This window comes from Helicobacter sp. MIT 00-7814, assembly GCF_003364115.1.
In the GTDB taxonomy this organism is placed as follows: Bacteria; Campylobacterota; Campylobacteria; order Campylobacterales; family Helicobacteraceae; genus Helicobacter_F.
Window position 1 is genome coordinate 1 of record NZ_NXLL01000026.1, and the last position, 25,753, is coordinate 25,753.

The window sequence follows — 25,753 nt, forward strand, 5'->3', positions numbered from 1 at the left end:
GGGGAGAGCCTCGCTGTTTCCCTTGCTAGAAAAAAATCGGGCATTAGCACTTCTGCTAATGCTAAATCACCGCTTTTTTTCACCACGCAAGGGGCGAGATTGGGTTACGCTGGCGCGTAACGAAAATTCCTTGTGAATACAAAATCTAGGTTTGCGCGGGGTGCGGATTTTTAGAATCCGCTTTAGAATTTATACTCTATGCCCGCTAGGATTCTGCGTCCTGCTTGATAGTAACCGCTACCATAATAGTAATTTCTATCAAGCAAGTTATATGCGCCAAGGCTCAAAGTCAAATCCTTAATCACATGATAATTTGCCTTTAAATCAATAAGGAAAATATCATTATTTTGTGAGTAGATATTGTCCAATACATACCATTGTTTGCTTTGGAAAGTAGCTAACGCAATCAAATCAAATTGCTTGATTGGGGCGACAATAAGCGAAGCATTAGCAATATGGTTTGGATAGTCTAAGATTCTCGAGCCATCTACACCATAGCTAGTTCCATCTGGGTTTGTGGCTTTCTTTTGTGTATAGGTATAGTTTGCATTAAAGCGAAGTTTTTCATCAAAAAAGCTTTGTGCAATACTTATTTCCCCACCATATGCATAGCCTTCTTTTGCATTCTCTAAACGCACGCAATCTCTTCCTGCAGAACAAGCGCTATTTGGCATACTTGCTGTAATCATCATATTTCTCATATCGTTATAGAAAAGCGCAAATGTAATCTTTCCTGTGTCATATTCAATCTGCGTGCCTAACTCGTAGTTAATTGCAGATTCTGGCAAAATATTTGGATTCGGCACACGAGAGCCCCAAGTTTCTGAGAATCTATCTTTGAGTGTTGGAAGTTTTGATTTTTGTCCTATATTTGCATAAAGTGCTACATATTCATTTACATATGCATAGCCTATCGCTTGCAATGTGAAGCCTTGTAAATGCTTAGCGCTTGTATCTTTAACTTCATCAGTTTTCACACTTAGCAAATCGTTTCTATCATAGCTCCCATTAACCGCAAAACGAAAAGTTTGATTAATACGCTGTGTGTATTCGGCAAAAATTGAAGTGCTTAAGTCTTTAAAACTTTCATTATCATTTGTGCCTGTAGCTCCGGGCAGTGGCTTATCAGTATGATTAGTCATATCAGATTTAAGATTTAAGCCAACTTTGAGTTTTTTATTTTCATCAAAATCATAGCCAAGTGTGAAAATCCCACCAACTGCATAATCATCATAAGTGCTTAATCCACGAAATCCATTTGCTGTAATAGTGTTGTTGGCTCCATTGCCACCTAACATTTGAAGATTATTGTAAAATCTATCCATATAGATTCTGCTATTTAATGAAAGCTTTTCGCTTAATCGCGAGTTCCCTAAGATATAGGCTGTGATTTTGTCATAATTTGGCCACTGCCAGAATCTACCACCACCATTAGCATTAAGCATACCTCCTTTTTCACCTTTTTGGTAGATAAAGTTAAGGCTGTATTCGTGGTTTTCATTTGGTTCATAGCCTACTTTAACGCGTAAAGTGTGATTTTTATAGTAGCTGTTGCGCTTTTCGCCACTGCCTTGATATGGTGTAGGTGTGAAGTTATTTGAGAGATTGTAAGAGTTTCTGCCTGTGAAAGAATAGCTTAACTGCGCGTAGTATTTGCCAAGATTTGTGCCAACTGATACTGCGGCGCGGTTTTCGTTATTTGTGATGAAGTCGTATTTTGCGTTTATCTCAAGTTTATCTTTTGGTTTGGAAGTGATAATATTGACTGCACCACCGATGGTATTCATACCATAAATCGGGCTTGTGTAGCCTTTGGAAACAGAGATTTCAGAAACGCCAAAGCTAGCAAATTGTCCCCAGTCGGTTTGTCTATCATAGATTGAATTTACCGGAATCCCATCGATAAAAAGTCCTACTTGTGTCACGCTGTAGCCTCTGATGCCAATTCCGGGCTCACCTCTCTGCCCTGTTGGTGGTTGGATAAACACACCCGGCGTGAATCTTAGCGCTTCTGCAACATCTTTTGAGCTTGTGTTTGCAATATCCTCTGCGGTAACGGTGCTTACCGTTGGGTTGTTATCTGGGCGAGAATCTCCGACAACCTCGATGCGTCCTAAGTCATAGACTTTGTCGGTGTTTTGTTTTATGCTTTGAGGGGGGGGGTAGTAGATTGATTTGTGGTTGATTGTGCTGTGTTTGATTGTGTGCTAGGTTGGTTTGTCGCGTCATCTGCGAGGGCGAGATTTGCACTTAGTAATACGCTAATAAGTGCGAGGGAAAGTTTGGGATATGTTTTCATTGTTGCTCCTGTGTTATTTTTGCGGGATTCTGGGATTAAAGTTCAGAATCTCAAAGCGGGTATTTTGCAACTATTTATATAAAAATAAACTTAATGTATAAAAAAATATAGGCTTATGTGGGAAATTTTGGGCGAATTTAGTGTTTTGTTACTAATATTTATTACAATCGCGAGTGATAATTTTTCGTTATCAATAAATTTTAATCACAAAAAAGGAGTTTTTATGCTAGTAACAAAACCAGCACCGGATTTCACAGCAGAGGCTATCAAGGCAGATGGGACTTTTGATGATAACTTCAACCTTTATAGCAATATTGGCAAAAATGGCGCAGTAGTGTTCTTTTGGCCAAAGGATTTTACTTTCGTTTGTCCGAGCGAGATTATCGCGTTTGATCATAGGGTGAAAGACTTTGCAGAGCGCGGATTTAGCGTGATTGGCGTGTCTATTGACTCTAAAGAAGTGCATTTTGCGTGGAGAAACACACCGGTGAAAGAAGGCGGTATCGGCGCGGTGACTTTCCCTATGGTATCAGATATCACAAAGCAAATTTCACGCGATTATGATGTGCTATTTAATAGCGCGGTGGCGTTGCGCGGAAGCTTTTTGATTGATAGAAATAAAGTGATCCGCCATGCGGTGGTAAATGACTTGCCACTTGGTAGAAATGTCGATGAAATGGTGAGAATGTGCGATGCGCTCTTGCACTTTGAAGCACATGGCGAAGTGTGCCCAGCAGGCTGGCAAAAGGGCGAAAAAGGTATGGTAGCAGACGCTAAAGGCGTAGCAGAATACCTAAGCCAAAACGCAGACAAGCTATAATTTGTTTTATTAGCTTAATAAAGCGCTTAAGGTGAGTGTCCCTCGCCTTGAGTGATTTTGAGCTTTCTTTAGATACTTTGAGATTCTAAAGTCCTTATTTTAGATTCTTAACTTCTTACTAATTTTTTAAATTTTCACCCATAAAATTGCAATCTTAATTTTTTACAAGATTTTTTACAAATGCCACTGCTTCTAGCGCGTTTTTGCAAAGTGGGGTGTTAAAGGTTTCTAAACTTTGCTTGCTTCCATAGCCACATAGCACGCCAATTCCATTGATTTTAGCATTTTTTGCCGCTTGTAAATCTAAAATCGTATCACCTACCATAAAGCAATTTTTACGCGCAATTTCACGTCCCAAACTCGCTTTAATATACTCAAGCGCCTTTAAAATCGGCTCAGAATCTGGCTTTGGCTTTTCTACTTGCTCGATCCCAAGCACGATTGCAAAATACTCCAAAACGCCAAAACTCTCCAAAAGCTTCGCGCTAAAATCTCCGCGCTTTGTCGTCACCACGCCAAGAGTTGCGAAACTATGTGCTTGCAAAATCGCCTCCCTTGCGCCCTCTAGCAATGTCGTGCCCTCTTCCATACGCGCGCGATAGCACTCACGATACGCGCTCACATAAGATTCTACCTCCTCGCTTTTTACGCCATTTTGCGCGAACATTGAATTTAGCGTGTGTCCGATACTTTGGATTATCCCTTCTCTCTTTGGCGGTGGGGCATTATGCACCTTGTATGCGTGTAAAAAGCTCTCCACAATCGCAGGTGTAGAATCTATCAGCGTCCCGTCCAAATCAAATAAAATCACCGCTTCTTTATTCATTTTTGCTCCTAAAATTTTTGTGTATTTTGCTAATTTTTTTGCGTGCTAAGCGCGCCCTTGCGAAACTCATAATATATCACGCCAAAGGTTACAAAGCTCGCGCAAAGGAACGAAAGCGGGTAGCTCGCCCAAACTCCATCGATGCCAAAATGCGCGCTCAAAATATACAGCAACGCCACGACGAACAAAAGATTTGTCGAAATCGTCACAATAAACGAACTTAGCGGGCGCTGGATTGACTGCAAGAAAATCGAGCTTACAAGATTAAAGCCCAAAAAGATATAACCTAAAAAATAAATATGCATCGCATGCGAAGTAGAATCTAGCAAATGCGCCGTATCCTCGCGCAAGAAAAGGCTAATAATATGCGTATCAAACACGCTAAAAAGCCCAAAAAGCAAAAATCCACACGCCGTGGCAAAAGCCACCACAAAAAGATAGATTTTTTTTACCCGCACAAACTCGCGCGCACCGTAATTAAAACTCGCAATGGGCTGCACGCCCTGCGCGCATGAGAGAATCACGGTAAAAATAATCGTCCCGCTATAAAGCAAAATGCTATACACAGAAAGCGCATTGCTCCCGCCAAGCTCTCTAAGTAGGTGATTAAAAAATATCATCACAAAGCTCACGCTTAGCTCTGAAAAGCTTTGAGGCACGCCATTGCGCGCGGAAGCAAAGAGTGAGCGGAAGTCAAAAGCGCGCACAAAATAAATCTTACCTTTTTTGAAAATAAAATGCGTCAGCAAAATACACATTCCCATAAAATGCCCCAAAATCGTAGCAAGCGCGGCGCCAAAGATTCCCATTTCAAAGACAAACAAAAAGAGGTAATTTAAGATGATATTGCCCACAGAGCCTACTATCATCGCGCTCATCGCAAGAACGGGGCGCTTGTCATTAATCGTAAAAACATCTAAAAGCGGATGCAACACGATAATAAACGAGCCTAAAAAAATCACGCGCAGATACTCCACCACAAAAGGCGCGATCTCATCATTTGCCCCAAGCTGAAGCGCTATAGAATCCACAAAATAAAACAGCACAAAGCCCAAAATAACGCTACTAAAAAACGCAAAATAACACACCGAGCTAAACATAAGGCGCGCCCTGTGCTCCTGTCCCTTGCCTAAATAATACGAAGCAATGCTTGCCGCACCCATACCAAAAAGCAACTCAAATGCAATCAATACTGGAAACACAGGCCAGCACACACCAATAGCTGCTAGCGCCTTGTCGCCGATGGCTTTGCCCACGAAGATTCCATCAAATGTGGAATAGGTGGAAAGTGCGAGCATAGCGCAGAGATTTGGGATAAAAAAGTAAAAAAATAAACGCGTGAGAGAATCTTTGCTTATGTCGATATTTTTTGCCATTGTTTTTCCTTTTTTTGCCTTTGTCTTGCCTTGTTTACGCCTATTTGCCTTGCTTACTCATTTGCCTTGCTTGCGCTTAAAATTTATCGTGGATTTGTCGCGTCCATTTTGTGGCGGAATTTTGAAATGCAATTTTAGCTTAGAATCCTAAAAACAAGCAAAAATCTTAAGGCAATGCGATTTTAAAATTTATGGTATTGTTTGGCTCGCAAAACATACAAAGAACACAAACCAAAGACACAAAGGCGCGCAGAATGCAAAAAGCTTATAAACTCCTCGCACAGGCAAAAAACATCTCACACAATCACGCAAAAATGCTTATTGACAAAGGACTTGTGCGCGCAAATGGCGTGCGCTTGAAGCTTGCAAGAGAAGAAATTGCGCTAGATTCTCGCTTTGAGGTGCAAGAGATTGCTAAACCGCAGATTCTCTACCAAAACAAGGATTTGCTAGCGCTTGAAAAGCCCGCGTTTATAGAATCTTATGAGTTGGAATCTTTTTATAAAAATGATGGTTTTGTGCTACTTCATCGGCTTGATAGGGAATGCAGTGGGGTGATTTTGCTAGCGAAGGAAAATAGCGCATTTTTGGAGCAGGCAAAAGTGGCGTTTAAAAAAAGGCAGGTGTATAAGGAATATCGCACGCTTGTTTCTGGGATAATCCCAGAAGCGCTCACCATCACAAAGCCCATCACAACGCACAAAAAGCATGGCTTTGCAAAATCGCGCATTGATAAGAATGGCTTGGAGGCAATCACGCATATCGAGCCTTTGGCGATACAGGGCAAAAAAAGCTTGCTAAAGGTAGTTATCCCCACAGGCAGGACACATCAAATCCGCGTGCATCTAAGCAGTATCGGGCACCCGATAGTCGGAGACAAAATCTATGGCGGGATAGACTACAAGCGCCTTTTGCTGCATGCGCATCGCATAGAGATTTTAGGGCATAAAATCACTTCTGCGCCACCAAAGGAATTGGAGCTTTAGGTATTAAAAGTTATTTATCGCGTGAATAATTTTTTGCGTAGTCGCCTCATCTTGGACTTGACTAATTGGAATGCTAAGGATTTGAGAATGCAAATCTTGGTTTGGCAGATTGAGCGCATTATATTGCGCAAAAGCCTTTTGCTTGTGGATTGGAAGCGGATAGTGGATAAGAGATTCTATCCCTTGTGCGCGCAAATGCTCTTGCAACGCATCTCGGCGCGGTGAGCGCAAGACAAAAAGATGCCACACATGAGAAGATGCGTGCAAAATATCGCTAGTTTGGGCGGATTGCGTAGAATCTGGCTCATAATCTGCAAGGGCTGGAAGTAAAATATCTTTGTGCTTAATTCCTTGCAAATATGCCTTTGCAACCTCGCGTCGCGCGGAATTATCAGAATCTAGCGCTTTTAATTTTTGACGCAAAAACATCGCTTGGATAGAATCTAAACGCGAATTAACCCCTTGCAAAGTGTGGATATATTTTTTTTCACTGCCACTATTTGCGATGACGCGGATTGTGCGTATCAAAGCCTCATCATCACTCACCACCGCACCGCCATCGCCCAACGCACCGAGATTTTTCGCTGGATAAAAGCTAAAAGCCCCCGCATTTGCGTAACTCCCTGCGCGCTTTAAAGGTTTAGATTCTGTATTAAAATTAGCAAAATACGCGCCATGCGCCTGCGCGCTATCTTCAATCACAAGCAAATCATGCTTTTTGGCAAAATCTAAAATCGCGCGCATATCACACAACTGCCCAAACAAATGCACAGGCATAATCGCCCTTGTGCGCGGGCTTAATAGAGAATCTAACGCCGAGCAATCAAGCAAAAAATCCTTTTCTCTCGGCGGGGCAAAAATGGGCGTGAGATTATTTTGCGTGATGGCAAAAGCACTTGCGACATAGCTATTTTTCGGCACGATCACTTCATCAAAATCACGCAGTTTGCCGAGCTCTTTGTAAGCTTTCAAAATTAAAAACAGCGCATCATATCCACTGCCAACGCCCACGCAGTATTTCGCGCCACAATACGCGCTAAACTCGCGCTCAAAGGCTTGACATTCCTCGCCCAAAATAAACTGCGCGCGTGAAAGATTTTTTTCAAACGCCTGCGTAAAGCAAAAGCGCGCATTTATTTTAGCAATATCAATAAATGGAATCTCCACACTCGCCCTTTTATTCGCGCCTACAGAATCTAAGCTTTTAGCGCCTCTTGCGCGTATTTCTCACCTAGCAAAAATGCCTTTTTATTGACATCTTTGACTTTATCAGGGACTTTTTCTAGCATTGTTTCAAAGACGATTTCCCTATCCACGCACTTTGTCATCGCAACGGTAATCGCAAGCGCCACAACTGACTGCGTTACGACATTTCCCACTTCCTCTTTGGCGATGGTGATGATTGGAATCTCATAGATTCTATAATTTTTCCTATCCTCTTCGCTGGGTTTTACAAGGTTTGGCTCAACGACGATGATATTGCCCTTTTTCACGCCACTTTTGAAAGAATCATAACTCACCTGCGCGGTGGAAAGCATAAAGTCGATTTCGCCTTCACTCGCATAAGGATACAAAATCTCCTCGCTATCAAGCAAAATATCCACCTTCGTTGGTCCGCCACGCACCTGACTTGTGTAAGTAGCGGCTTTCACGCCATAGCCTTTGTCTTTTATTTTTGCCTCTGCGAGAATCTCCCCTGCGAGCAAAACGCCCTGCCCACCGACACCTGTAAATCGCAACTGGTATTCCATAGTTACTTCCCTCCCTTAGCTTGCGCTCTTTTAATCACCTCATCATATGCCTTGCAATACTCTATCTTATTTGTATCATGTTTTAGCACGCCTGTTGGGAATTTTCCGATTTTTTCCTCATCGCTTAGCGTGTCAAATTTCGCTTTTGAAACAAGCCGAGATTCTATCCATTGAAGCATTTGCGTGGCTTCGCCCATTTTGTTTTTGCGCCCGAGATTAATGTGGCAATTGCTGTGGATATCAAAGAAGCTAAAACCATTATGGCTAAAGCCCTCTACCAAGAGCTTTTCAAGCTTTTTGGGACTTAGCACACTTTCACGCCCTACAAAGCTCGCGCCCGCTGATGAAGCAATAGAGCAAGGATCAAAGCTAGGATCGATATTGCCATATTGCGCTGTCACAGTCCAAAAGTCTTTTGGCGTTGTAGGCGAGGTTTGAGAGTTTGTAAGCCCGTAGATAAAGTTATTAATAAGCACGAGATTGAGATCAATATTCCTACAGCACGCGTGAATCGTGTGATTCCCCCCGATTGCCATAGAATCGCCATCTCCAGAAATCACAATCACCTTTTTATCCGGATTTGCAAGCTTTATGCCCGTAGCGTAAGCAAGCGTGCGCCCATGCGTGGTATGCACGGTGTTGCAATTGACATAAGAAGAGAATCTCCCGCTACAGCCAATCCCGCTCACAATACACACATCGTCCATTTTCCAACCAAGAGTGTCAATAGCCCTAATCACAGCCTTAAGCACCACGCCATCGCCACAACCCCAGCACCAAAGTGTGGGCATTTTATCCATTCGTAGATATTCTTCGTAATTAAATGCCATGCTACAACTCCTGTATTTTGTTAATGATTTCGCTAGGAGCGATACTCCTGCCATTTGCCTTGCCCAAAAACGCTACTTCGCGCTTTAAGATACGCTCAACTTCCCTAAGATACTGCCCTTTGTTAAGCTCGACGACAAGAATCTTATTGATTTTTTTACCGAGTGCTTGAAGCTGTTTTTGCGGACTAGGCCAAAGCGTGATAGGACGGAACATTCCGATTTTTACGCCATTTTTACGCAAAGAGTTTATCGCCTCTTTGGCTGACAAAGACACCGAACCATAGCAAATAAGCGCAATTTCTGCGTCCTCTAGCTTGTATTCTTCAAATTCCACAATGTCATCGACATTGTTTTCAATCTTGGCAAAAAGCCTATCAATCAAATCCTGCGAGAGTTTCTCATCTTCTGTTGGGAATCCTGTCGCGCCATGATGCAATCCCGTAATATGGTAGCGATAGCCCTTAAAAAATGGATTTAGCACCGCGGGCTTGCCAGCCTCTACGCCATAGGGCTTGTAGTCCTTTGGATCGCCTTTAAACTCGGCGCGGTTGATAATCTCTATCTCACTCAATTCCGGAATCTGCGCTCGCGCATGCATATGCCCGATAGTCTCATCAAGGAGCAAAAATACAGGCGTCATGTATTTTTCAGCGAGATTAAACGCGCGGATTGTTTGCGTGTAAGCCTCGTTTAGATTCCCAACTGCTAGGGCAATAGAGCAAAAATCGCCATGGCTTGGATTTCTTGTTTGATTGATATCGCCTTGCGAAACCCTCGTAGGAAGTCCGGTAGATGGACCGCCACGCATGACATCAACCACTACAAGCGGGATTTCCGCCATAAAACCATAGCCTATCTGCTCTGCTTTTAGTGAGATTCCCGGACCAGAAGTCGCTGTCATTGCCTTTTTCCCACTCATCGCCGCACCAAGTGCTACCGAAATACCTGCAATCTCATCTTCCATTTGGATAAACTTCCCGCCCCTTTTGGGAAGCTCAACGCTCATCTCATGCGCTATCTCGCTTGAAGGCGTAATTGGGTAGCCGCCAAAAAAACTACACCCGCATTCAAGTGCCGCTTGCGCCACCAACTCATTTCCCCCTGTGATTACCTCTCGCATACTCTCTCCTTAACTTATTGTGTGTTGTTGTTACTTAAGATTCACACTTTTTTAATTTTTATGCTCACTAGTGTTGCTAGGTTTCTGCTTGCCCTGCTCTATTCTAGCGCCATAAATTTATTTTCTTTCACCATTTGCGCGCGCGCCTTAGATTCTGCTGTGAGTTTTGCAAATTTAAATTCATCTTTGCTCGCGACAAATATCGCAAAATCCGGGCAATGCAACTCGCATTCATAGCAGCCAATGCAACTTTCAGGGTGCGCTACAGAAATGATTTTCCCCAGAATCTTATGCTCATCTTTTCGCATACCAAGCACACCACTCGGACAGAGCGAAACGCAAATATCGCACGCCTTGCACCTTGATTCATCAATCCAAACCGGAACATTCTCCGGCGCTTGCTTAAGCCCCATACTTCCTCCTTGTTTCCTTGTTGTGAATTCTAAACTTTGACAATGACAAAATACAGATAATAGTAAAGGATAAAAGTTTAAATATTTGTTAAACTTTTTCTAAAGAAAGTTTGAAAAGTTTAAGCGGTGACAAAAAGCTACTGCAAGAGGAAATAAAACCAGTCACCGGTGATGGGGTAGAAATTTACAAAAGAACCAATAGGATTATCTTTAAATTTTATATATGTCCTTATTCTATCTATAAACAAAATAAATGCCCACAAATAAAGCATAACATATGAATTTTTTAATACTACAAAAAAGAAAAACCCAGAAGCAACGGCATAATACAACACAACTAAACGTTCAAAAAAATGGATAGATATAAAACCAGCAATACAGCAAATAGGACCATAAAGAATAATAATCCATCTCCATTGCGAATCAATTTTTTTAAAAAATATTAAACTGTAAAGCACCAGAATAAAACCTATAATTAAATATCTTGGGGATGGAAGTGCACCATCCTGCATAACTTTGGTATAAACGCCAAGCTTAAGTTTAAAAAAATCTGGCAATATATCCACATAATTAAATATTACAGGAAAAATACTCTGAGAAACAAACATAAAAGCCAAAAAACCCATGACAATAAATCCACTTTTTGGGTATTTTTGCAAAATATAAAAGATTACAAAAAATAAAATTGCACTTGTATGACACAGAAAAGCCAATAATAAAAAAAAGAATATTTTAAATCTACTATATGCTGTAAGTGCAAAAAGTAAAAAAATACTTGAATAATACTGTCTTATGAGCCATCCTCCACCCAAAAATTCATACAACAAAAATACCAATACTATACAAACAGCAATTTCTTGCTTGCTTAATCGTTCTGCACTATATTTCTCAATCCAAATCAACAATAAAATAGACTGTGTAAATACATTCAAAATATCAAAGTGAACACTACTTATCTGACCAAAAATTAATGTCCAAAAAAACCAATACAATGGCAATAAAAACTCCACACCCTTACCATAATCGAATATAGAATCTAAATTTCCGTGTGCAAGATTTGTATAAGTAGTATAGTAATTTATCAAATCCCCCTGACATAAATCACAATCTGAATAACTCACCGCTCCGCCTATGGCTATGCAGATTCCAAGCGCTACTCGAGCAAATCTACCGGGTGAGAAAAAAGAAAGCACAAGCAGTAAAAATAACGCAGCAAAAAATGCAATCGGTGCGCTAAAAGGTAAAATAAGATAAGGAATAAGCGCAATCAAGCCTTCAAACGCAAAATGCAAACGCGCATTTGAAAAATCTATCTTTTTAAGCTTTACCATTTACTACCCCTATAGATTCTGCAAAAATTGCCTGTTGCCGTAGTCTTCTTGTCACACACGTGCCAAATCTCCTGTAAAAATTTCATAAAAAAGCGCAATTGTAACAAAAAAAGCAAAAAATGGGCTTAAGGATATTTTTGCAAATGGGCGCAAACCTCCGCAAGACAACGCGCAAAAATCTAGCGCACAAACTCTATCAAATACCCATAGCCCTCTTTTTCCATAGATTCCAAAGGCACAAAGCGAATTGACGCGCTGTTGATACAATAACGCAACCCACCCTTTTCTCTCGGTCCGTCATTAAACACATGCCCTAAATGCGACTTCGCAGCGCGTGAAAGCACCTCCGTGCGTATCATATTGTAGCTCCTATCCTCTTCAAAGCTCACAACCTCCCTTGCAATAGGCTTTGTGAAGCTCGGCCACCCACAACCAGAATCATACTTATCACTCGAGCTAAAAAGTGGCTCACCGCTCACCACATCTACATAGATTCCGCGCGCGTGGTTGTCCCAATATTCGTTACTAAAGGCGCGCTCGGTGTTTTTCTTTTGCGTCACGCTATATTGCAAGGCGCTTAGGCGTGCTTTGAGCTCGGCGTCACTTGGCTTTGGATAGTCCTTTGCCTCAATGATTGGCTCGCGCGCCTTGTTTAAGTCGATATGGCAATACCCGCCGGGATTTTTCGCCAAATAGTCTTGGTGATACTCCTCTGCCCTCACATAGTTTTTCAGCAGCTCTAGCTCGACTTGGATTTTTTCCTTGTATTTGCTTTGCAGGGTATCCAACTCCGCGCGCGCGATTAGCTCATCACCAGCAGATTCTGGCAAATAGTAGATTCCCGTGCGATATTGCCGCCCACGATCATTGCCCTGCTTGTTGATACTTGTTGGATCTATCACTTTGAAATAATACTTCAAAAGTCGTTCCAGCGGGAGTTTTTCGCTATCATACACCACTTTCACACTTTCAGCATGATCGCTCACATGCAGCATTTGATAGCTCGTCTCCTGCGTCTTTCCGTTGGCATAGCCCACCTCGATACTCTGCACGCCATAGATCTTTTTCATATATGCTTCCAATCCCCAAAAACACCCGCCAGCAAGATAAATTGTCTTAAGATTTTGAGCAGATTCCATAATTTTCTCCTTTGGCTTTTCTTGCGTGGTTTGCGTTTGATTTTGCGCTAGATTCTGCGCACCAAAAGCCTGCAAGATACAGAATAAAATAAGCAGAGCCACTTTGCAGATTCTAGGCATTTTGTTTCCTTCAAAATAAGACTTGCAAAAACCAAATCCTAGCCCAAAGAAATTAACATTTAGAGAAAATAACGCTTAGGATCCGCCATTACCGAATCCTAAAAACATACATTTGCGATGGCAGTCGCAAAGGATTCCCCATATTGTTTAGCGAGTGCTTGATTCCTAATTTTTGCAATGCCAGCGCACCAAAGCTCATAAGATTATATGAAGGAATATAACCAAAATTATCTGTCTCAAAAAGCAATTCCTCTTTCTCCTTTAGATTCTTAATATATTCTTGCGAAATTGCCTTGTCACTCATAAAGCTCACAAAAAGCAAGTCGCCACTTTTAGGCTCGCTCACCTCATCATTAGCATAAAAGCTAAATTTTGCGTCTGGCTTTGGGGTGAAATTTTTGCCATTTGGCTCATTTGACTTGATATCAAAATCCTCCACACCATAGATTCTAGGCAAAATATCAAAAACAGCACCATACTGCCAGTAATAATAGCATCTATCCCGCCCGCGACAGAATCCATCAAAATAAAGCGTGGTGCCCGGATTTTCTTTTATATATTTGGCTAAAAACTCCATAGAATCTTGCATATTACGCATTTGCGTTTTATTAAGCGTGAAATAATGCAAGCCTTGCGGAATGGTATTTAGCGCCAAAATAAGCCCGCTCACAACGACTATGCCCCACAAGATTATACTTTTCATCAATGCGCGCCCATAAAGATTCAAAAAGAAAAGCCCATACAAGCACACCAAAACATTTGCCGGCATAAAATAATGAAAACTCCCCATGCCAAGCATCAAAAACGCGCAAAAATACGCAAGCGCAATAAGCAACACGCTATCCCAAAATATATTTAGAGAATCTTTATACTTCACAACGCGATACAATCGATACAAAAACATACAAGGCATAGCAATACTCACAAGCGGTGCGCCCAAAATCGCCACGACAAAAGTGCGCGTTGGGCTAAAAACATCAAGTTTATCATAAGCCCCAGTAGCACCATGCGTAAAATACACATACAACAGCAGAAAAATCACACCGCTAAGCATTAAGAGGCAGTTAAAAATTACAAAGATTTTCGAAGGTTTTGGAGCTTGAAAAAAGCGAGTATTAAGGAAAGCTAAGAAAAGTGATGTAAAGCCAAAGCCACTAATCAAGACAAACGAAACTTCTTTGAGGTAAATAACCGCGTTTCCAAACACGAGCGCAAGTATGATATATATATATATATATATCAGGGTTTTTCATTTTGACAAATACGCGTTGCACGCAAAGCAAGAAAAGGAGCAAAAACATTATCTGCGTGTTTTCAGGGAAGGGAATCTGTGTGATTATCTTTACATAGCCCACGCTCAGGGCAAAAATCACAAAACTCACAAAAACAAGTGCTTTGTTTGCGCCAAAACTCCTAGCTAGTGCATAATAACAGCACGCGATAATAACAAAAACAAGTGCATTCCCAATCATAAAAGCATAAGGACTTGTCGAAATGCTAGCTATCAAATTAAGATTCCACCCAGCCAATGGAAAAAATCGCTTACTGCCAAAATCCAATCCATGCCAAGCACTACCACCATCACGCAAACCCATAAAAAAAGCTATATCATCGCCACTCATTAATGGCATACTTGATTTATAAACAATACAAAATGCATACACGGCGACAAACGCCCAAAAGGCTATATCCCAGCCACTCCTAAATCTACTCATTCCAAACTCCTAAATTTTAAAATTTCAAGCTACGTATTGTATTTTGTGTGTCTTTTAAAAATCCTTAAACTGGCATTTTCGCCATAATACCCACAAAACCTAGCCACAAAGGAGTTTCAATGAGAATCTACGACAATGCAAAAAACACTGCCACAAGTTCCACAGCCCCGACAAAAGCCTTGTTTTGCTTAGTTGCATTTTTGCTTGTTTGTTCGTTTGTAACTGCTACGCCAAATGAAGTAGATGAGGAAACAGAAGAGCATTATCCCAGAATCTACGCTAGCAAAGATTCCAAAACTTTAGCCATAATCACCCGTGGGAGGGTGTTTATGGCGAGTTTGAGCTATGCAATCCGCTTTCCTCTTTTGGACCATGCGAGAAGCAAAGAAAGTTAAGCATTTATGATTGTGAAATTTTAGACGCGCAAAACACGATTTGCATACTAGGCATTGTTTCTAGGCAAGAATATAGCTTGGTAGATCCATTTAAAGACAGGCTTAGGTGCGAAAGCCCTAGCGAAGTTGAGATTCTCATCAGTGGCAACACCGCAAAACCCACAGAAAGGTATTTTGACAACAAATGCAAATACCTTAAAGGCAAGAAAAAAGAGGAGTGCTACAACACGGAATTTACCCTCATAAAAGCAACTGATAAGGGCATAAACTTTAGCAGTTCAAAATTGCTTGATTCTCTTTCATGTTCGGAGGAAAATGGCAAGAGCAATGCTATAAGCTTGAGTGGATTCTACCCAAATATAAAAGCAAGCTTTAACTGCCAAGCGCAGGGTTTAAGTAGGGTTGAAAAAGGCATTTGCAATAGCGCTGAAGCGGTGGGCGAGGATAGTCGCGCAATATCGAGTGCAACGAAAAGAGTGATATCGAGGAATTTACAAATTGCATTCTTACTTCTATGATGAATCGCACAATAGAGCTTAAAAATATCATCAAAGAGAATACCTTCGAGCTTAATATCGTTTTCAAAAACCCAACCGGCGAGGTGAAAATCTATGAAGAGCCAAGCATAAGGTCAGATGTGATTATGACATTTTTAGCCGACCCAAAATCTTACAATGGCTTTAAAAAAGTCGTCTTAATTTAATCCAGAAAAAAATGAAATGGAAAGCATCGTGGGCTTTGTGCGCGAAGTGGATATTGCAAAGATAGAGTTAAGATAAATTTAGTATTGTCTTAAAATTTATGAAAAATCAGAATCTGCCCCACGCCACAGATTCTGTAATACCTTAAAAACCTTTATATCGGAAACACCCTTATGCTCGGATCGAGGTTTTCTTGCAAAATCCCTTCAATCGCATAAAGCGTGCCTGTCGCGCCACTCGCGCACCCACTGCACGCCCCAAGGTAGCGGATATAGATATCCACATGCCCGTCGCTAGAATCCTTAATATCCAAAATTTCCATATTCCCGCCATCCATCATAAGCATCGGGCGCACTTTCTCATCGATGAGAGAATCCACCACTTTCGCCCTCTGCACCATTGTCATTTCTTTAAACGCAAGCGCACCTTGCGCGCTTTTAGCGACATTTTCTTTGAGCTTTTCAGATTCCATTTCAGCGCGCACTTGAGCCAAAATATCCACCAAATAATATTCTCTCTTCTCATGCCCGCCGGGTTTTATACAGCTTTTACAAAACGCGCCTGCTTTGGTGTAGTTTGTGATTTCCTCAACACTTTTCAAATCATTCAGTCTTATCACTTCTTTAATTGTCGAAAGGCTCACGCGCGCGCACTCACACACGATGATCTCATCTTCAAAATCTTCTTCACTTTTGCCCAAATACATCCCCGCAGCTTTTTTAATCACATCATATGCCATCACCGAGCAGTGCATCTTTTGCCCCGGCACCGCGGGCGTGTCTGGATCATCGCGCAAGGCATATTCCACATCAAGATTTGTGATTTTTACCGCGTCTTGCACCTTTTTACCAAGACAGAGCTCAACCATCATATCACTGCTTGCAATCGCCGTCCCGCAGCCAAAACTCTTAAATTTCGCATCGATGATTCTATCTTCAGAATCCACCAACCAATACAGCCTCACCGCATCGCCACAAGATTCTGCACCATAATCCGCCACGATAAGCTTTGCACCCTTCGCATCAGCGTCTTTTTGTGTCAAAACGCCCAAATGCGTTGGATTATCCATTCTATCACTTACTTTTTGACTATATGCGTCCCACAACGCCCCGCCTAATAAATCATTTTTTGCCATAATTTTTCCTTTTTGTTGTTATTCTGCATAAGAGCTAGAGATATTACGCAAGCGCGCAACCGCCTTTTCAAACACCTCTAGCATTGTTTCAATCTCTTCTCTTGTCGTAAAGCGACTAAGGGAGATTCTGATTGCGGTATGCGCCAACTCTTTATCCGCGCCAATTGCCACCATCACGGGGTTTGCTTCCAAATCCTCACTCGCGCACGCACTTCCTGTAGAGCATGCGATTCCAGCTTTGTTTAAATCCCACAACATCGCTTCGCCCTCAATCCCACGCACACTAATTAGCGTCGTATTTGGCACGCGATTTTCCCTACTTCCCACGACAAAGACATCTTTAAGCTTCAAAAGCTCATCTTCGAGGTAATCACGCATTTTTCGCACTTCGAGATTCTCAAATTCCAAGCTTTCAACGGCTAATTTCATCGCCTCGCCCATACCGATGATATAAGGCACATTTAGCGTCCCGCTGCGCCTTCCACGCATATGCTCGCCCCCATGTAAAAGTGGCGTAAGCTCAATCCCTTTTCTAATGTAAAGCGCGCCAATGCCCTTTGGTCCGTGAAACTTATGCGCGCTAAAGCTTAGAAAATCCACCTGTGCCTTTTGCACATCAACGGGAATCTTACCAATCGCCTGCACCGCGTCAGTGTGGAAAAGCACGCCTCTTTGCTTACAAAGCGCACCAATCTCTTCAATAGGGAAAATCAACCCCGTTTCATTATTCGCCCACATAATGCTAACAAGCGCGGTTTTATCCGTAATCGCCTCTGCAACCTGCTTGACAGAAATATTCCCCTCTGCATTTATCGGCAAGCGCGTAACCTCAACGCCAAGAGATTCTAAAAAAGTGCATGTCGCGCCTACTGCTGGGTGCTCGACTTCAGTCGTTACAATGTGATTTTTTTCTTTATTAAAAATAAGATCAAAATACACGCCTTTTAACACCCAATTGTTAGATTCTGTCGCGCAAGAAGTGATGATAATATCATCTTCATCATCTGCGTTAATGCCCTTATAAAGCTTATCAATCGCCTCTGCCACAGGTCTATGAATGCTTGTGCCATATTTGTGCAAAGAATTTGGATTGCCATAATTTTCACAAAAATATGGCTCCATAATCGCCTTTACACGCGGATCAACCATCGTTGTGGCATTATTGTCTAAATAAATACCTTTCATCTTTTCTCCTAACTAATATTTGTGTCTTTTTTGCGTATCATAGGCTTTTTAGCCATTTTGAAGACTTATTGTGTTGCTTACAAGAAGCGAGGCGGATTTTACACAATGTTTATTAATTAATTTTGACTTTGGGTAAAAATTCTCCTTTAAAAAATAATCGCACTCAAAATGCGCGAGGGAATCTTATTTGCTTAGTAAAAGTTTATGAAGAATTACCGAAACTTGTGAAGTTAAATCCAAGGACGGATTTCTAAAACGCTAGATTCTAATATTAAGGTTTAGCGCGACACAATGCCTATTTAGCTTAATTCTAGGGAGAGAATATGCGTATCACTTTTGGCACAAAATACAATCAAATGAACTACTATCAATCCACCATGCAGCAAAAGCTCTCAGATATAAATACAAAAATCGCCTCTGGGTTAAAAATCCAATATGGCTACCAAGATAGCTCGGTTTTCAATCAGAATCTAAAGCTTGAATACGAAGAACTCACGCTTGATCAAGGAATTGATAACTCAAACACCGCCTACACGCGCACGCTTAATACTGACAAAGCCTTGAGCGAGCTTTCAGAAACTGCCTTGCAATTTAACACAAAGCTTATCCAAGCGGCAAACGATATCCACTCGCCTACTTCGCGCGAGGCGATTGCAAGGGATTTGGAAAAGCTTAAAGAACATATGCTAAATATCGCAAATACTTCTATCGGCGGGGAATTCCTCTTTGCAGGAAGTAATGTAAAAATCCGCCCATTTACCGAAAGTGGTGAGTATAAAGGCAATAGCGATAGATTAGAGACACTTATAAGCTCAAACAATCTTATGCCTTATAATATTACCGGGCAGGAGCTATTTTTTGGGCGAGATTCTGATAGCTATAAAAGTATCACAACAAATATCCGCAAATTTAACCAAAGCAAGCTCAACCCCGACATAATGGATAGAATCCGCCGTGGCGATATACCCGAAGAAGTCTATATCAAAGAAAGCGACACCTTGCGCGATTTGATAGGCGATGATGATAGAGATACGACAAATAATGGCAAGGAGTTTTTCTATATGCGCGGTGTGCGCCCAGATGGCACGAGCTTTAAGAGCAAATTTTCTTTTGATGTGGGCTATAACAATGAAAAAAACGCCACGCGCGTGCAGGATTTGCTCGAAAAAATCGGTAGAGAGTTTGGCAACACGACAAAAAATAAAGTCGTTGATGTGAGTATGAATTATTGGGGCGAGATTGAAATAAAAAACCTTGATCCGGGCAATGCAAACATTGACTTTCACCTTATCTCAAGCAATGCAGATGTAGAAAATGTCGATGATTTGCAAAAAATGGGCGCGCGCGTCACAAGCTTCCAAAAAAGCCCATTTTTAGGCTCATACACGCAAAGCCACTTAGAATCTGTGCGCGATAATTACGATCATAGAATCTCAACTTTGCCTAGCACTTTTCTCACCAAAGATAACGCGCCAGCCACGCTCACAACAAAGATTAGGGATATTTTTCCGCCTGAAATTGATTCTCTAGTCTTTGCAGGCACGCGCCCAAACACAAATGATGGCAAGGTGGATTCTACACCGATTGAGAATCTGCAAATAAGTATCGATGATGATATGCAGGTGCGCGACTTACTAAAGGCTATTAGTCTGCATTTTGGCGGGAAGCTAGAAGGCGAAATCATCAATGGTGAGCTAACTTTTAGAGATAATAATGTGCGCAATTTGGATACTGATATGCTTGAGCCGCCTTTTAATGGCGAGAGTGGCTTTAGTATCAATCTTACGACTTTTTCGCGTGGTGTGGAAAGTCAAGGCATACGCAATGACTACAAAATGGAATATGATAGAGTGAGTTTTGAAAATCGTGGCTCTAAGCTTGTTTCAAATGTTCAGCAGATTCTCAAAGGCGGCATGGGCTTTGCCACTGATGAGACGAAGCTTTCCGAAGTTGCGGGAGGAAGCATCGATGGACAGGTGTATAATCTTGACTTAAGCGATCATAACGGAATCCCAATCTTTGCAAAAGTAGAATTTAGCAACGCGCAGGGCTCGTTTCTCGTATTGCCAAACCCAGATTTTGATCCCACAAAGCCAGAAAGCGCCGAGCTTAGAATCCCGCTTTATAACCCCCACGATGAGCCACCAGCGGTAAATCTCACAAAGGCTGATGATGTGACTTACCGCCAACTTATGGATTCTATAGGTATCGCGCTAAATTTCACAAATCAAGATTCTCAAAGCTACCTAAACACGCTCTTGCAAGATGGCACGCCAACGCAGGAAGGTAAAAAAGCCTATGAAGAGCTTATCAAAGCGTATAAAAGTCGTATGGAAGTCAATCTCACGCCACAGGGTAAAATGGAGATAAAAGACACGATGCGCTCAATCTCGCGCATGCAGTTTATGATTTATAACGCGCAAAGCAATGAGTTTTCCGATGATGCGTTGCGTAATCATCGCAGTTTCCTTACCTTTAATGCAAATAATGCGCTTACAATCGATCAGCCCGATGTGAGTATTTTTGAAGGGATTGATGAGATTATCACCGCGGTGCGTAGCGGAATCTACCGCCCTGATAGCTTTGGGGAGAACTACAACCCGGATATGCGAAATATCGGGATTCAAAATAGCATCGAGCTTTTTGGGCATTTTAGCAATCATATCGAAAAGATGATCGCTCAAAATGGCGCGCATGGCAGGAGCTTTGAAAACGCCATCCGCCGCAATGAAGTGCTAAAAGTGCAAATCGCCTCAATCAAAAGTGACAACATAGGCACAGATGTCGCGCAAACCTATAATCACTTCTCAAATCTCACAACAAACTATAATGCCGTGCTGTCCTCTACAAGCCGCATTAATCAAATGTCGCTGGTGAATTACCTATGAAAAATATTCCAATCATTAAATACGAGCATGTCCGCGATATGGCGGATTCTCACAGCATAAGAGTGAAAGAATTTGAATCTCAAATTGCCTATCTTAAGAAAAAGGGCTATGAGTTTCTAAGCCTTGATGAGTTTAGCACGCGCAAGACACAAAAAGAGCCTTTGAGCGGGAAATGCGTGCTTGTGATTTTTGAAGGCGGGTGGAGAGATTTTTATGAAAATGCCTATCCGATTTTGAAGCATTTTTGGGCGAAGGCGGGTGTTTTCATCGCGACAGAATGGATTGAAGAATCTAGCATTCAAGCGCTCAAAGAACCTAATATGGCGGATTCTCACTTGCCACATAATGAAGCGATTTTAGCCCTAGCGCAAAATCCGCGTAGCGTGGTTTGCACATGGGAGGAATTGCGCGCATGCGATGGGCTTATTAGCTTTGGCTCGATGACGCATACTTATCAGCTTTCAAACTTTGTGCGTAAGCCATGGCACGAGGACGCGAAGCTTTCAAAAGATTTGATTGCTAAAAATCTTAAAAATGAGACAACGCATCTTTTATGGCCCCGCGGGCAGTGGGATCAAAACCTCCTGCGCACAGCTAAAACGCTGGGATTTAGTAGTTTTTACACCGCGCAAAATGGCACAAATTTCCAAGGCACGAGCCTTGAGGCAAATAATATCATCACGCCCACAAATAGCCTCTTTGCACTCAAAAAGCAACTTTTTGTGTATTCTAGCAGTTTGAGCTTGAAGCTGTTTAGGTGGTTGTTGTAAGAATAATCTTAGATTTAATGCCTATATAAAATATCCGCATAATCATCATCTTTTACATTTGATTTAAATTCCTTACGCGTCATCTTTGTCTAAGATGATTTTATTATTTTTATCTGCTTTATAGCATATTTGTTACTAAATCTATTTTAATCCTCAATATGCAATGCATTAGTATTCTGACAACGCATAAAGCCTTTTGTCCTAACTTCTGGGTCAAAGTTTGTCGTCATTTTTAGCTGAAATTGTGGGGAATAGTATATATAATCTTTTTCCAAAGCAATGATATGTTTCTTATCTGTGGGGCAGGAATCTAGCGGATTATCCACGCAATACGCATAGATGACCTCTTTACTCTCATAGATTCTATCCTCTATCGCAGATAGTTTGGTATCACCCTCACTTCCTAGGGCATTACGCCATTTTTCACTATTGTGTAGTTGCAGTGGCGCCATCTCACTAGCCTTATTGTTTAGAAATACTTCTTTTGCGTGATGCAATAAATCATTTTCACTAAAACTCTTTGGACTAAATTGTTGCATATATCGCTCTTTGTTGAGTTCAAATTCTTGCTTCAATGCGTTGTTGTTATCGAAGTTTTTTGATAGCTCGTTGTAAAGTTTTTCTTGTTTTGTTATCTGCTGATATAAATCTTTATCATAGACATACAAGCCAGATTCTTGGCATAGTTTCTGAAATGTGTAGTATTTTGGGTCAAATATGGCAAAACTTATAGTAGTTTCACTAAGCCATAAAATCATAAAAACAATACTACCAAAAAATGCAGACAACAAAGCAAAGAGTGTATAAGAAATCTTTGTTTTATTCAGAATCTTGCGTATAAGATTGATGATAAAAACAAGAATGCCACATACAAAAAATAGACGTATAAATACCCATAAAGGTATGACAACAAACACATATAATGCAATCATTTGTTTATCCTAGAAATATTTGCCTTAGGTGTGTACATAAATAGAGCTCCCTTATCACTCAATACTCCAGAGCTTACTAAATCTTGCACTATTGGATAATCATCATTTCTAATACTATAGTTTTCCCTTAAACTCAAAAGGAACACCATAAAGTTTTTATCTTCAGCTTAACTTTTTGCTTAAAATACAACTTATTTTTTATTCCCTACTCCCACTCAATCGTGCCCGGTGGTTTGGAGGTAATATCATAAACCACACGATTTACGCCCTCCACTTCGTTTATGATTCTATTTGCTACGCGCTCTAAAAATTCATGCGGGAGGTGCGCGAAAGTTGCTGTCATGCCATCTAAGGCTTCTACTGCGCGCACGCAAATTGCGTTATCATAAGTGCGGTTATCGCCCATAACGCCGACACTGCGGACATTTAATAACACGCAAAATGCCTGCCATACGCTATCATATAGTTTATTTTTTATGTTGCAAAAATAATCAATGTAATAACAGCCCATCGTTTAGAATCTTGGCGCAAGCCCCAACCAACGCAAATTCAAGGTAAGCTAAAATCATGAAATATACACCAAGATTATGCTTAATTATCCGCAACATTAGCATCCTTTGCTTTTCTTTGCATTATAGCATTTTTTGTGTAAAATATAGCACAAATGAAAAATATGCAGCAATGTTATAAAAGAAATTATTAAAAGATTATTATTTTGTAATCAATGCTTAAAATATATTTTTATACAGCTGTATCGTTAAATGCAAATTATTTCATCAATAATACCTTTAGCAGCAAAATAGTTTTTAAGATATTCTCTAGATTTTGCAAAATTAAAGTCTTTAAGATTGGGATTATTACACTTTAATTTGTCAGTAATCTCTTGTATCGTTGTTTGATATTGTTGAAGTATAGTATTAATTGATTTAAAAAGATATGCTGGAGGGTCTTTGTCTTTATTTTTGTAAAGCTGTGAATTAATGTCATCAATTATTTTTGTCCTTTTAAATCGCAACCCAATACATATTAAATTTGTAAGATTAAAAAGCTCATTTCCTAATGGCGTGAATTTTATTTTATCAGAAACAGAACCATTAGTATTTTTCTTTGATATAATTTTATTGTTTGTTTGTGTAAGTGGATTAAAAAGTTTTATAGAATCAGCTGAAATATTTAATAAGTTTAGCAATTGCTTGCCGCAATCATAACCAAGAAAAAATATCTCTTCTTTACCTGTTTTATTGCACACAGCACTAAAATGATAATATTTATGTGTCAATTCGCCTCCACATTGATTCTTTCTTGTATCGCCATTAAGCAAAACAACAAAAGCTAAAACTCTAATATTTGAATGTTCTTTTATAAAATTTTCTTTTGCTTTTTGTCCTCTTAAACTTTGCATTATGTTAGCCCTCTATCAAATGTTTAGATTTGAAATTTTTTAAAATACGAATCTATTTCATCTCTCATCTCTATACCAACTTCCTCAAAAGCTCTCAAAAGCATATGATAGCTTTCATCTTGACTTAAAAAATTCCAGAATTCATCTGCAACTTTTAATTCTTGTTCTAAATCAAGCATGCCAGCCATCGTCCACCTTTCATAAGGCTTTGGCTCGTAAGGATTGTAAGGAATAGCAATAAGACTATGGATACTAACATTATCATTTGCATAAGCATAACTTGCTATCCAAGTTAAAAGCGTGCGTTTAAATTCTTTGAATCCTCTCTTGTTTGGTTTGGCTGTTTTTATATCGATTAAATATACATTATTGTCTTTGCGTAAAAATAAATCTACTTTTGAGGGCTTTATCTTACTTGTTTCCCCACTTTTTGCCACCTCTAAAATTCTAGCAATTTCTTTACATTTATCTGGCTTGCTAGCCCCACTTTCTAAAGAGTTCATAATATCTTGTATTACTCTTGTAGCTTGTTTTGTTATTATGCCTCCAGCATTACTTTGTCTTTTTATCTCATCAAACTTATTAGATGCTAGTTCTTGGGCAATTGGTTCAAAAATACTCGTGTTAAAATTTGTATTTAAATTTTGTATAAAACTATATAATGCCATTCTATCCTTGCCTAAAAGTCTTGTATGAAAAGGCATAAATGAAGTTTCTGGATTATAACTTTCAAATTTTTGTCTCAATGCAAGTTTTAGCCTATCTTTGATTTTTTGTTTTATCATCAGCCCTCCTTTAAATGAAAAATACTTTCGCTGTATTTATTTTTATCTTTATTCGCTGCGGTTAATTACTGCTCTATCATAGCGTTTTATGATTTGCATATTAGCCTTTTTTGCGATTTTTTCATAGAGATTAAATTTATCATTTGCTACTAAAAAGACATTGTAATCTTGTCTTAAAAATGGCTTAGGATTTAATAAAACATCTGCTATCTTATTAACATATTTTTCTTGTGCATTTTTGCTTTGTCCTTCGCTTAATCTGCCTATTTCATATTCATCTTTTCGTTTTAAATCAAAAATATCATAAGCATAAGCGTGCTGTTCGTGATAATCAATAAGCCCAACATAAGGCGGAGAGCTAAAGATTCCAGCAATTTTTTGCTTTTCAAGCAAGGCTTTAAAATTATTGTCTTGTAAATTTTCTTTTAAATTTATATTTGTAGAATCCCCATTTAGGCATATTTGAAAAGTATTTGTTTTAAGCGCATTAAATTCCTTAAGTCTTTTTAGTGTATCATTAGAATAACTTTTAAGCCACTTGATAATGCTAAACAATGGTTTGCAGATTCTGCCATGTTTGCTGCAATAATAAGCTTTATTGATTGGTTGGGTAAGAGTGGCTAAGTCAGAATGTGTAGTCGCCCTACAAGAACGAGCTGTGCGACTTAAGATAATCATTAAAATATCCTGTATATCTTTATTAGCTTTTAATATCTCATTTTTAAGCAATAAAATTTCTTGTTTTATGGAATCAAAATACCATTTTTCAAAGAACTTTCCCTCTGTGTTTGTGTGTATATTAATATCAAATTGTTTGATTAAATTTTCATATAT

General features: G+C 40.1%; 25 protein-coding genes and 3 pseudogenes. 7 read left to right on the forward strand and 21 right to left on the reverse strand.

Annotated features, from left to right (window positions below; genetic code table 11):
* Positions 1 to 182: 182 nt before the first annotated feature.
* Together CQA49_RS07900 and CQA49_RS10070 are read right to left on the reverse strand one after the other, a co-directional pair.
* Positions 183 to 2,201, reverse strand: a complete 2,019-nt coding sequence (locus CQA49_RS07900) for a TonB-dependent receptor (protein ID WP_309544503.1) — start codon at positions 2,199 to 2,201, stop codon at positions 183 to 185.
* Positions 2,144 to 2,299 carry a hypothetical protein gene (locus CQA49_RS10070; RefSeq protein WP_181882644.1) on the reverse strand — a complete coding sequence of 52 codons (156 nt, stop codon included), beginning with the start codon at positions 2,297 to 2,299 and terminating at the stop codon, positions 2,144 to 2,146. The genes CQA49_RS07900 and CQA49_RS10070 overlap by 58 nt, the downstream gene beginning before the upstream one ends.
* 223 nt (positions 2,300 to 2,522) lie before the next feature.
* Between CQA49_RS10070 and CQA49_RS07905 the strand changes: the two genes are divergently transcribed.
* Positions 2,523 to 3,119, forward strand: coding sequence for a peroxiredoxin (locus tag CQA49_RS07905; RefSeq protein ID WP_115575423.1), 597 nt, complete (start codon positions 2,523 to 2,525; stop codon positions 3,117 to 3,119).
* A gap of 154 nt (positions 3,120 to 3,273) precedes the next feature.
* On the opposite strand, the gene CQA49_RS07910 is transcribed toward CQA49_RS07905, so the two are convergent.
* Together CQA49_RS07910 and CQA49_RS07915 are read right to left on the reverse strand one after the other, a co-directional pair.
* Entirely contained in the window at positions 3,274 to 3,945 is a 672-nt protein-coding gene (locus CQA49_RS07910; protein ID WP_115575424.1) for an HAD family hydrolase, read from the reverse strand.
* 29 nt (positions 3,946 to 3,974) lie between these two features.
* Positions 3,975 to 5,321 (reverse strand): MATE family efflux transporter, encoded by a 1,347-nt coding sequence (locus tag CQA49_RS07915; RefSeq protein ID WP_115575425.1) that lies wholly within the window; start codon positions 5,319 to 5,321, stop codon positions 3,975 to 3,977.
* Positions 5,322 to 5,575: 254 nt separating this feature from the next.
* Here CQA49_RS07915 and CQA49_RS07920 point away from each other — a divergent pair, with 254 nt between their 5' ends.
* Positions 5,576 to 6,307, forward strand: a complete 732-nt coding sequence (locus tag CQA49_RS07920; RefSeq protein WP_115575445.1) for an RNA pseudouridine synthase — start codon at positions 5,576 to 5,578, stop codon at positions 6,305 to 6,307.
* A gap of 3 nt (positions 6,308 to 6,310) precedes the next feature.
* Here the strand turns inward: CQA49_RS07920 and CQA49_RS07925 are convergent, their stop codons facing one another.
* The 9 genes from CQA49_RS07925 to CQA49_RS07965 form a co-directional block, all read right to left on the reverse strand.
* A complete protein-coding gene (locus CQA49_RS07925; protein WP_115575426.1) occupies positions 6,311 to 7,474 on the reverse strand; it encodes a DegT/DnrJ/EryC1/StrS aminotransferase family protein in 1,164 nt (387 codons plus the stop codon).
* 29 nt (positions 7,475 to 7,503) lie between these two features.
* Positions 7,504 to 8,058 carry a 2-oxoacid:acceptor oxidoreductase family protein gene (locus tag CQA49_RS07930; RefSeq protein ID WP_115575427.1) on the reverse strand — a complete coding sequence of 185 codons (555 nt, stop codon included), beginning with the start codon at positions 8,056 to 8,058 and terminating at the stop codon, positions 7,504 to 7,506.
* A gap of 2 nt (positions 8,059 to 8,060) precedes the next feature.
* Positions 8,061 to 8,888, reverse strand: a complete 828-nt coding sequence (locus CQA49_RS07935) for a 2-oxoglutarate ferredoxin oxidoreductase subunit beta (protein ID WP_115575428.1) — start codon at positions 8,886 to 8,888, stop codon at positions 8,061 to 8,063.
* Between the two features lies 1 nt (position 8,889).
* The gene (locus tag CQA49_RS07940; RefSeq protein ID WP_115575429.1) at positions 8,890 to 10,008 is read right to left on the reverse strand and encodes a 2-oxoglutarate synthase subunit alpha; all 1,119 of its coding nucleotides are present in this window, start codon (positions 10,006 to 10,008) and stop codon (positions 8,890 to 8,892) included.
* A gap of 98 nt (positions 10,009 to 10,106) precedes the next feature.
* Positions 10,107 to 10,421: a 4Fe-4S binding protein gene (locus tag CQA49_RS07945; protein ID WP_115575430.1), complete on the reverse strand. Its 315-nt coding sequence runs from the start codon at positions 10,419 to 10,421 to the stop codon at positions 10,107 to 10,109.
* Between the two features lie 137 nt (positions 10,422 to 10,558).
* On the reverse strand, positions 10,559 to 11,752 hold the full coding sequence (locus CQA49_RS07950; RefSeq protein WP_115575431.1) for an EpsG family protein: 1,194 nt from the start codon (positions 11,750 to 11,752) through the stop codon (positions 10,559 to 10,561).
* A gap of 179 nt (positions 11,753 to 11,931) precedes the next feature.
* Positions 11,932 to 13,011 carry a peptide-methionine (R)-S-oxide reductase MsrB gene (gene msrB, locus CQA49_RS07955; RefSeq protein ID WP_115575432.1) on the reverse strand — a complete coding sequence of 360 codons (1,080 nt, stop codon included), beginning with the start codon at positions 13,009 to 13,011 and terminating at the stop codon, positions 11,932 to 11,934.
* An 88-nt stretch (positions 13,012 to 13,099) separates the two neighbouring features.
* A complete protein-coding gene (locus tag CQA49_RS07960) occupies positions 13,100 to 14,053 on the reverse strand; it encodes a hypothetical protein (protein WP_147288672.1) in 954 nt (317 codons plus the stop codon).
* A 112-nt stretch (positions 14,054 to 14,165) separates the two neighbouring features.
* Positions 14,166 to 14,726 carry a hypothetical protein gene (locus CQA49_RS07965; RefSeq protein WP_115575434.1) on the reverse strand — a complete coding sequence of 187 codons (561 nt, stop codon included), beginning with the start codon at positions 14,724 to 14,726 and terminating at the stop codon, positions 14,166 to 14,168.
* Positions 14,727 to 14,845: 119 nt separating this feature from the next.
* Here CQA49_RS07965 and CQA49_RS07970 point away from each other — a divergent pair, with 119 nt between their 5' ends.
* From CQA49_RS07970 to CQA49_RS07980, 3 genes are all read left to right on the forward strand, one after another.
* Positions 14,846 to 15,121, forward strand: a complete 276-nt coding sequence (locus tag CQA49_RS07970) for a hypothetical protein (protein ID WP_115575435.1) — start codon at positions 14,846 to 14,848, stop codon at positions 15,119 to 15,121.
* Between the two features lie 77 nt (positions 15,122 to 15,198).
* A complete protein-coding gene (locus CQA49_RS07975; protein ID WP_115575436.1) occupies positions 15,199 to 15,639 on the forward strand; it encodes a hypothetical protein in 441 nt (146 codons plus the stop codon).
* Positions 15,636 to 15,824 carry a hypothetical protein gene (locus CQA49_RS07980; protein ID WP_147288673.1) on the forward strand — a complete coding sequence of 63 codons (189 nt, stop codon included), beginning with the start codon at positions 15,636 to 15,638 and terminating at the stop codon, positions 15,822 to 15,824. Before CQA49_RS07975 ends, CQA49_RS07980 begins: the two co-directional genes overlap by 4 nt.
* A 152-nt stretch (positions 15,825 to 15,976) precedes the next feature.
* Here CQA49_RS07980 and CQA49_RS07985 read toward each other — a convergent pair whose 3' ends face one another.
* Positions 15,977 to 16,957: an iron-sulfur cluster assembly scaffold protein gene (locus CQA49_RS07985; protein WP_115575438.1), complete on the reverse strand. Its 981-nt coding sequence runs from the start codon at positions 16,955 to 16,957 to the stop codon at positions 15,977 to 15,979.
* A gap of 18 nt (positions 16,958 to 16,975) precedes the next feature.
* A complete protein-coding gene (locus CQA49_RS07990) occupies positions 16,976 to 18,142 on the reverse strand; it encodes a NifS family cysteine desulfurase (RefSeq protein WP_115575439.1) in 1,167 nt (388 codons plus the stop codon).
* Between the two features lie 323 nt (positions 18,143 to 18,465).
* Here CQA49_RS07990 and flgL point away from each other — a divergent pair, with 323 nt between their 5' ends.
* Both flgL and CQA49_RS08000 read left to right on the forward strand, forming a co-directional pair.
* Positions 18,466 to 21,030: a flagellar hook-associated protein FlgL gene (gene flgL, locus CQA49_RS07995; RefSeq protein WP_115575440.1), complete on the forward strand. Its 2,565-nt coding sequence runs from the start codon at positions 18,466 to 18,468 to the stop codon at positions 21,028 to 21,030.
* A complete protein-coding gene (locus CQA49_RS08000) occupies positions 21,027 to 21,800 on the forward strand; it encodes a polysaccharide deacetylase family protein (protein ID WP_115575441.1) in 774 nt (257 codons plus the stop codon). Before flgL ends, CQA49_RS08000 begins: the two co-directional genes overlap by 4 nt.
* A gap of 146 nt (positions 21,801 to 21,946) precedes the next feature.
* On the opposite strand, the gene CQA49_RS08005 is transcribed toward CQA49_RS08000, so the two are convergent.
* The 6 genes and pseudogenes from CQA49_RS08005 to CQA49_RS10075 form a co-directional block, all read right to left on the reverse strand.
* A complete protein-coding gene (locus CQA49_RS08005) occupies positions 21,947 to 22,732 on the reverse strand; it encodes a hypothetical protein (protein WP_115575442.1) in 786 nt (261 codons plus the stop codon).
* A 205-nt stretch (positions 22,733 to 22,937) separates the two neighbouring features.
* Positions 22,938 to 23,207 (reverse strand): annotated as a pseudogene (locus CQA49_RS08010) (glutamine-hydrolyzing GMP synthase); the annotation flags it as partial.
* 37 nt (positions 23,208 to 23,244) lie between these two features.
* Positions 23,245 to 23,340, reverse strand: a pseudogene (locus tag CQA49_RS08015) (EamA family transporter); the annotation flags it as partial.
* A gap of 149 nt (positions 23,341 to 23,489) precedes the next feature.
* On the reverse strand, positions 23,490 to 24,134 hold the full coding sequence (locus CQA49_RS08020) for a hypothetical protein (protein WP_115575443.1): 645 nt from the start codon (positions 24,132 to 24,134) through the stop codon (positions 23,490 to 23,492).
* 23 nt (positions 24,135 to 24,157) lie between these two features.
* On the reverse strand, positions 24,158 to 24,919 hold the full coding sequence (locus CQA49_RS08025) for a TdeIII family type II restriction endonuclease (RefSeq protein WP_115575444.1): 762 nt from the start codon (positions 24,917 to 24,919) through the stop codon (positions 24,158 to 24,160).
* Between the two features lie 48 nt (positions 24,920 to 24,967).
* Positions 24,968 to 25,753: pseudogene (locus CQA49_RS10075) on the reverse strand (site-specific DNA-methyltransferase); the annotation flags it as partial.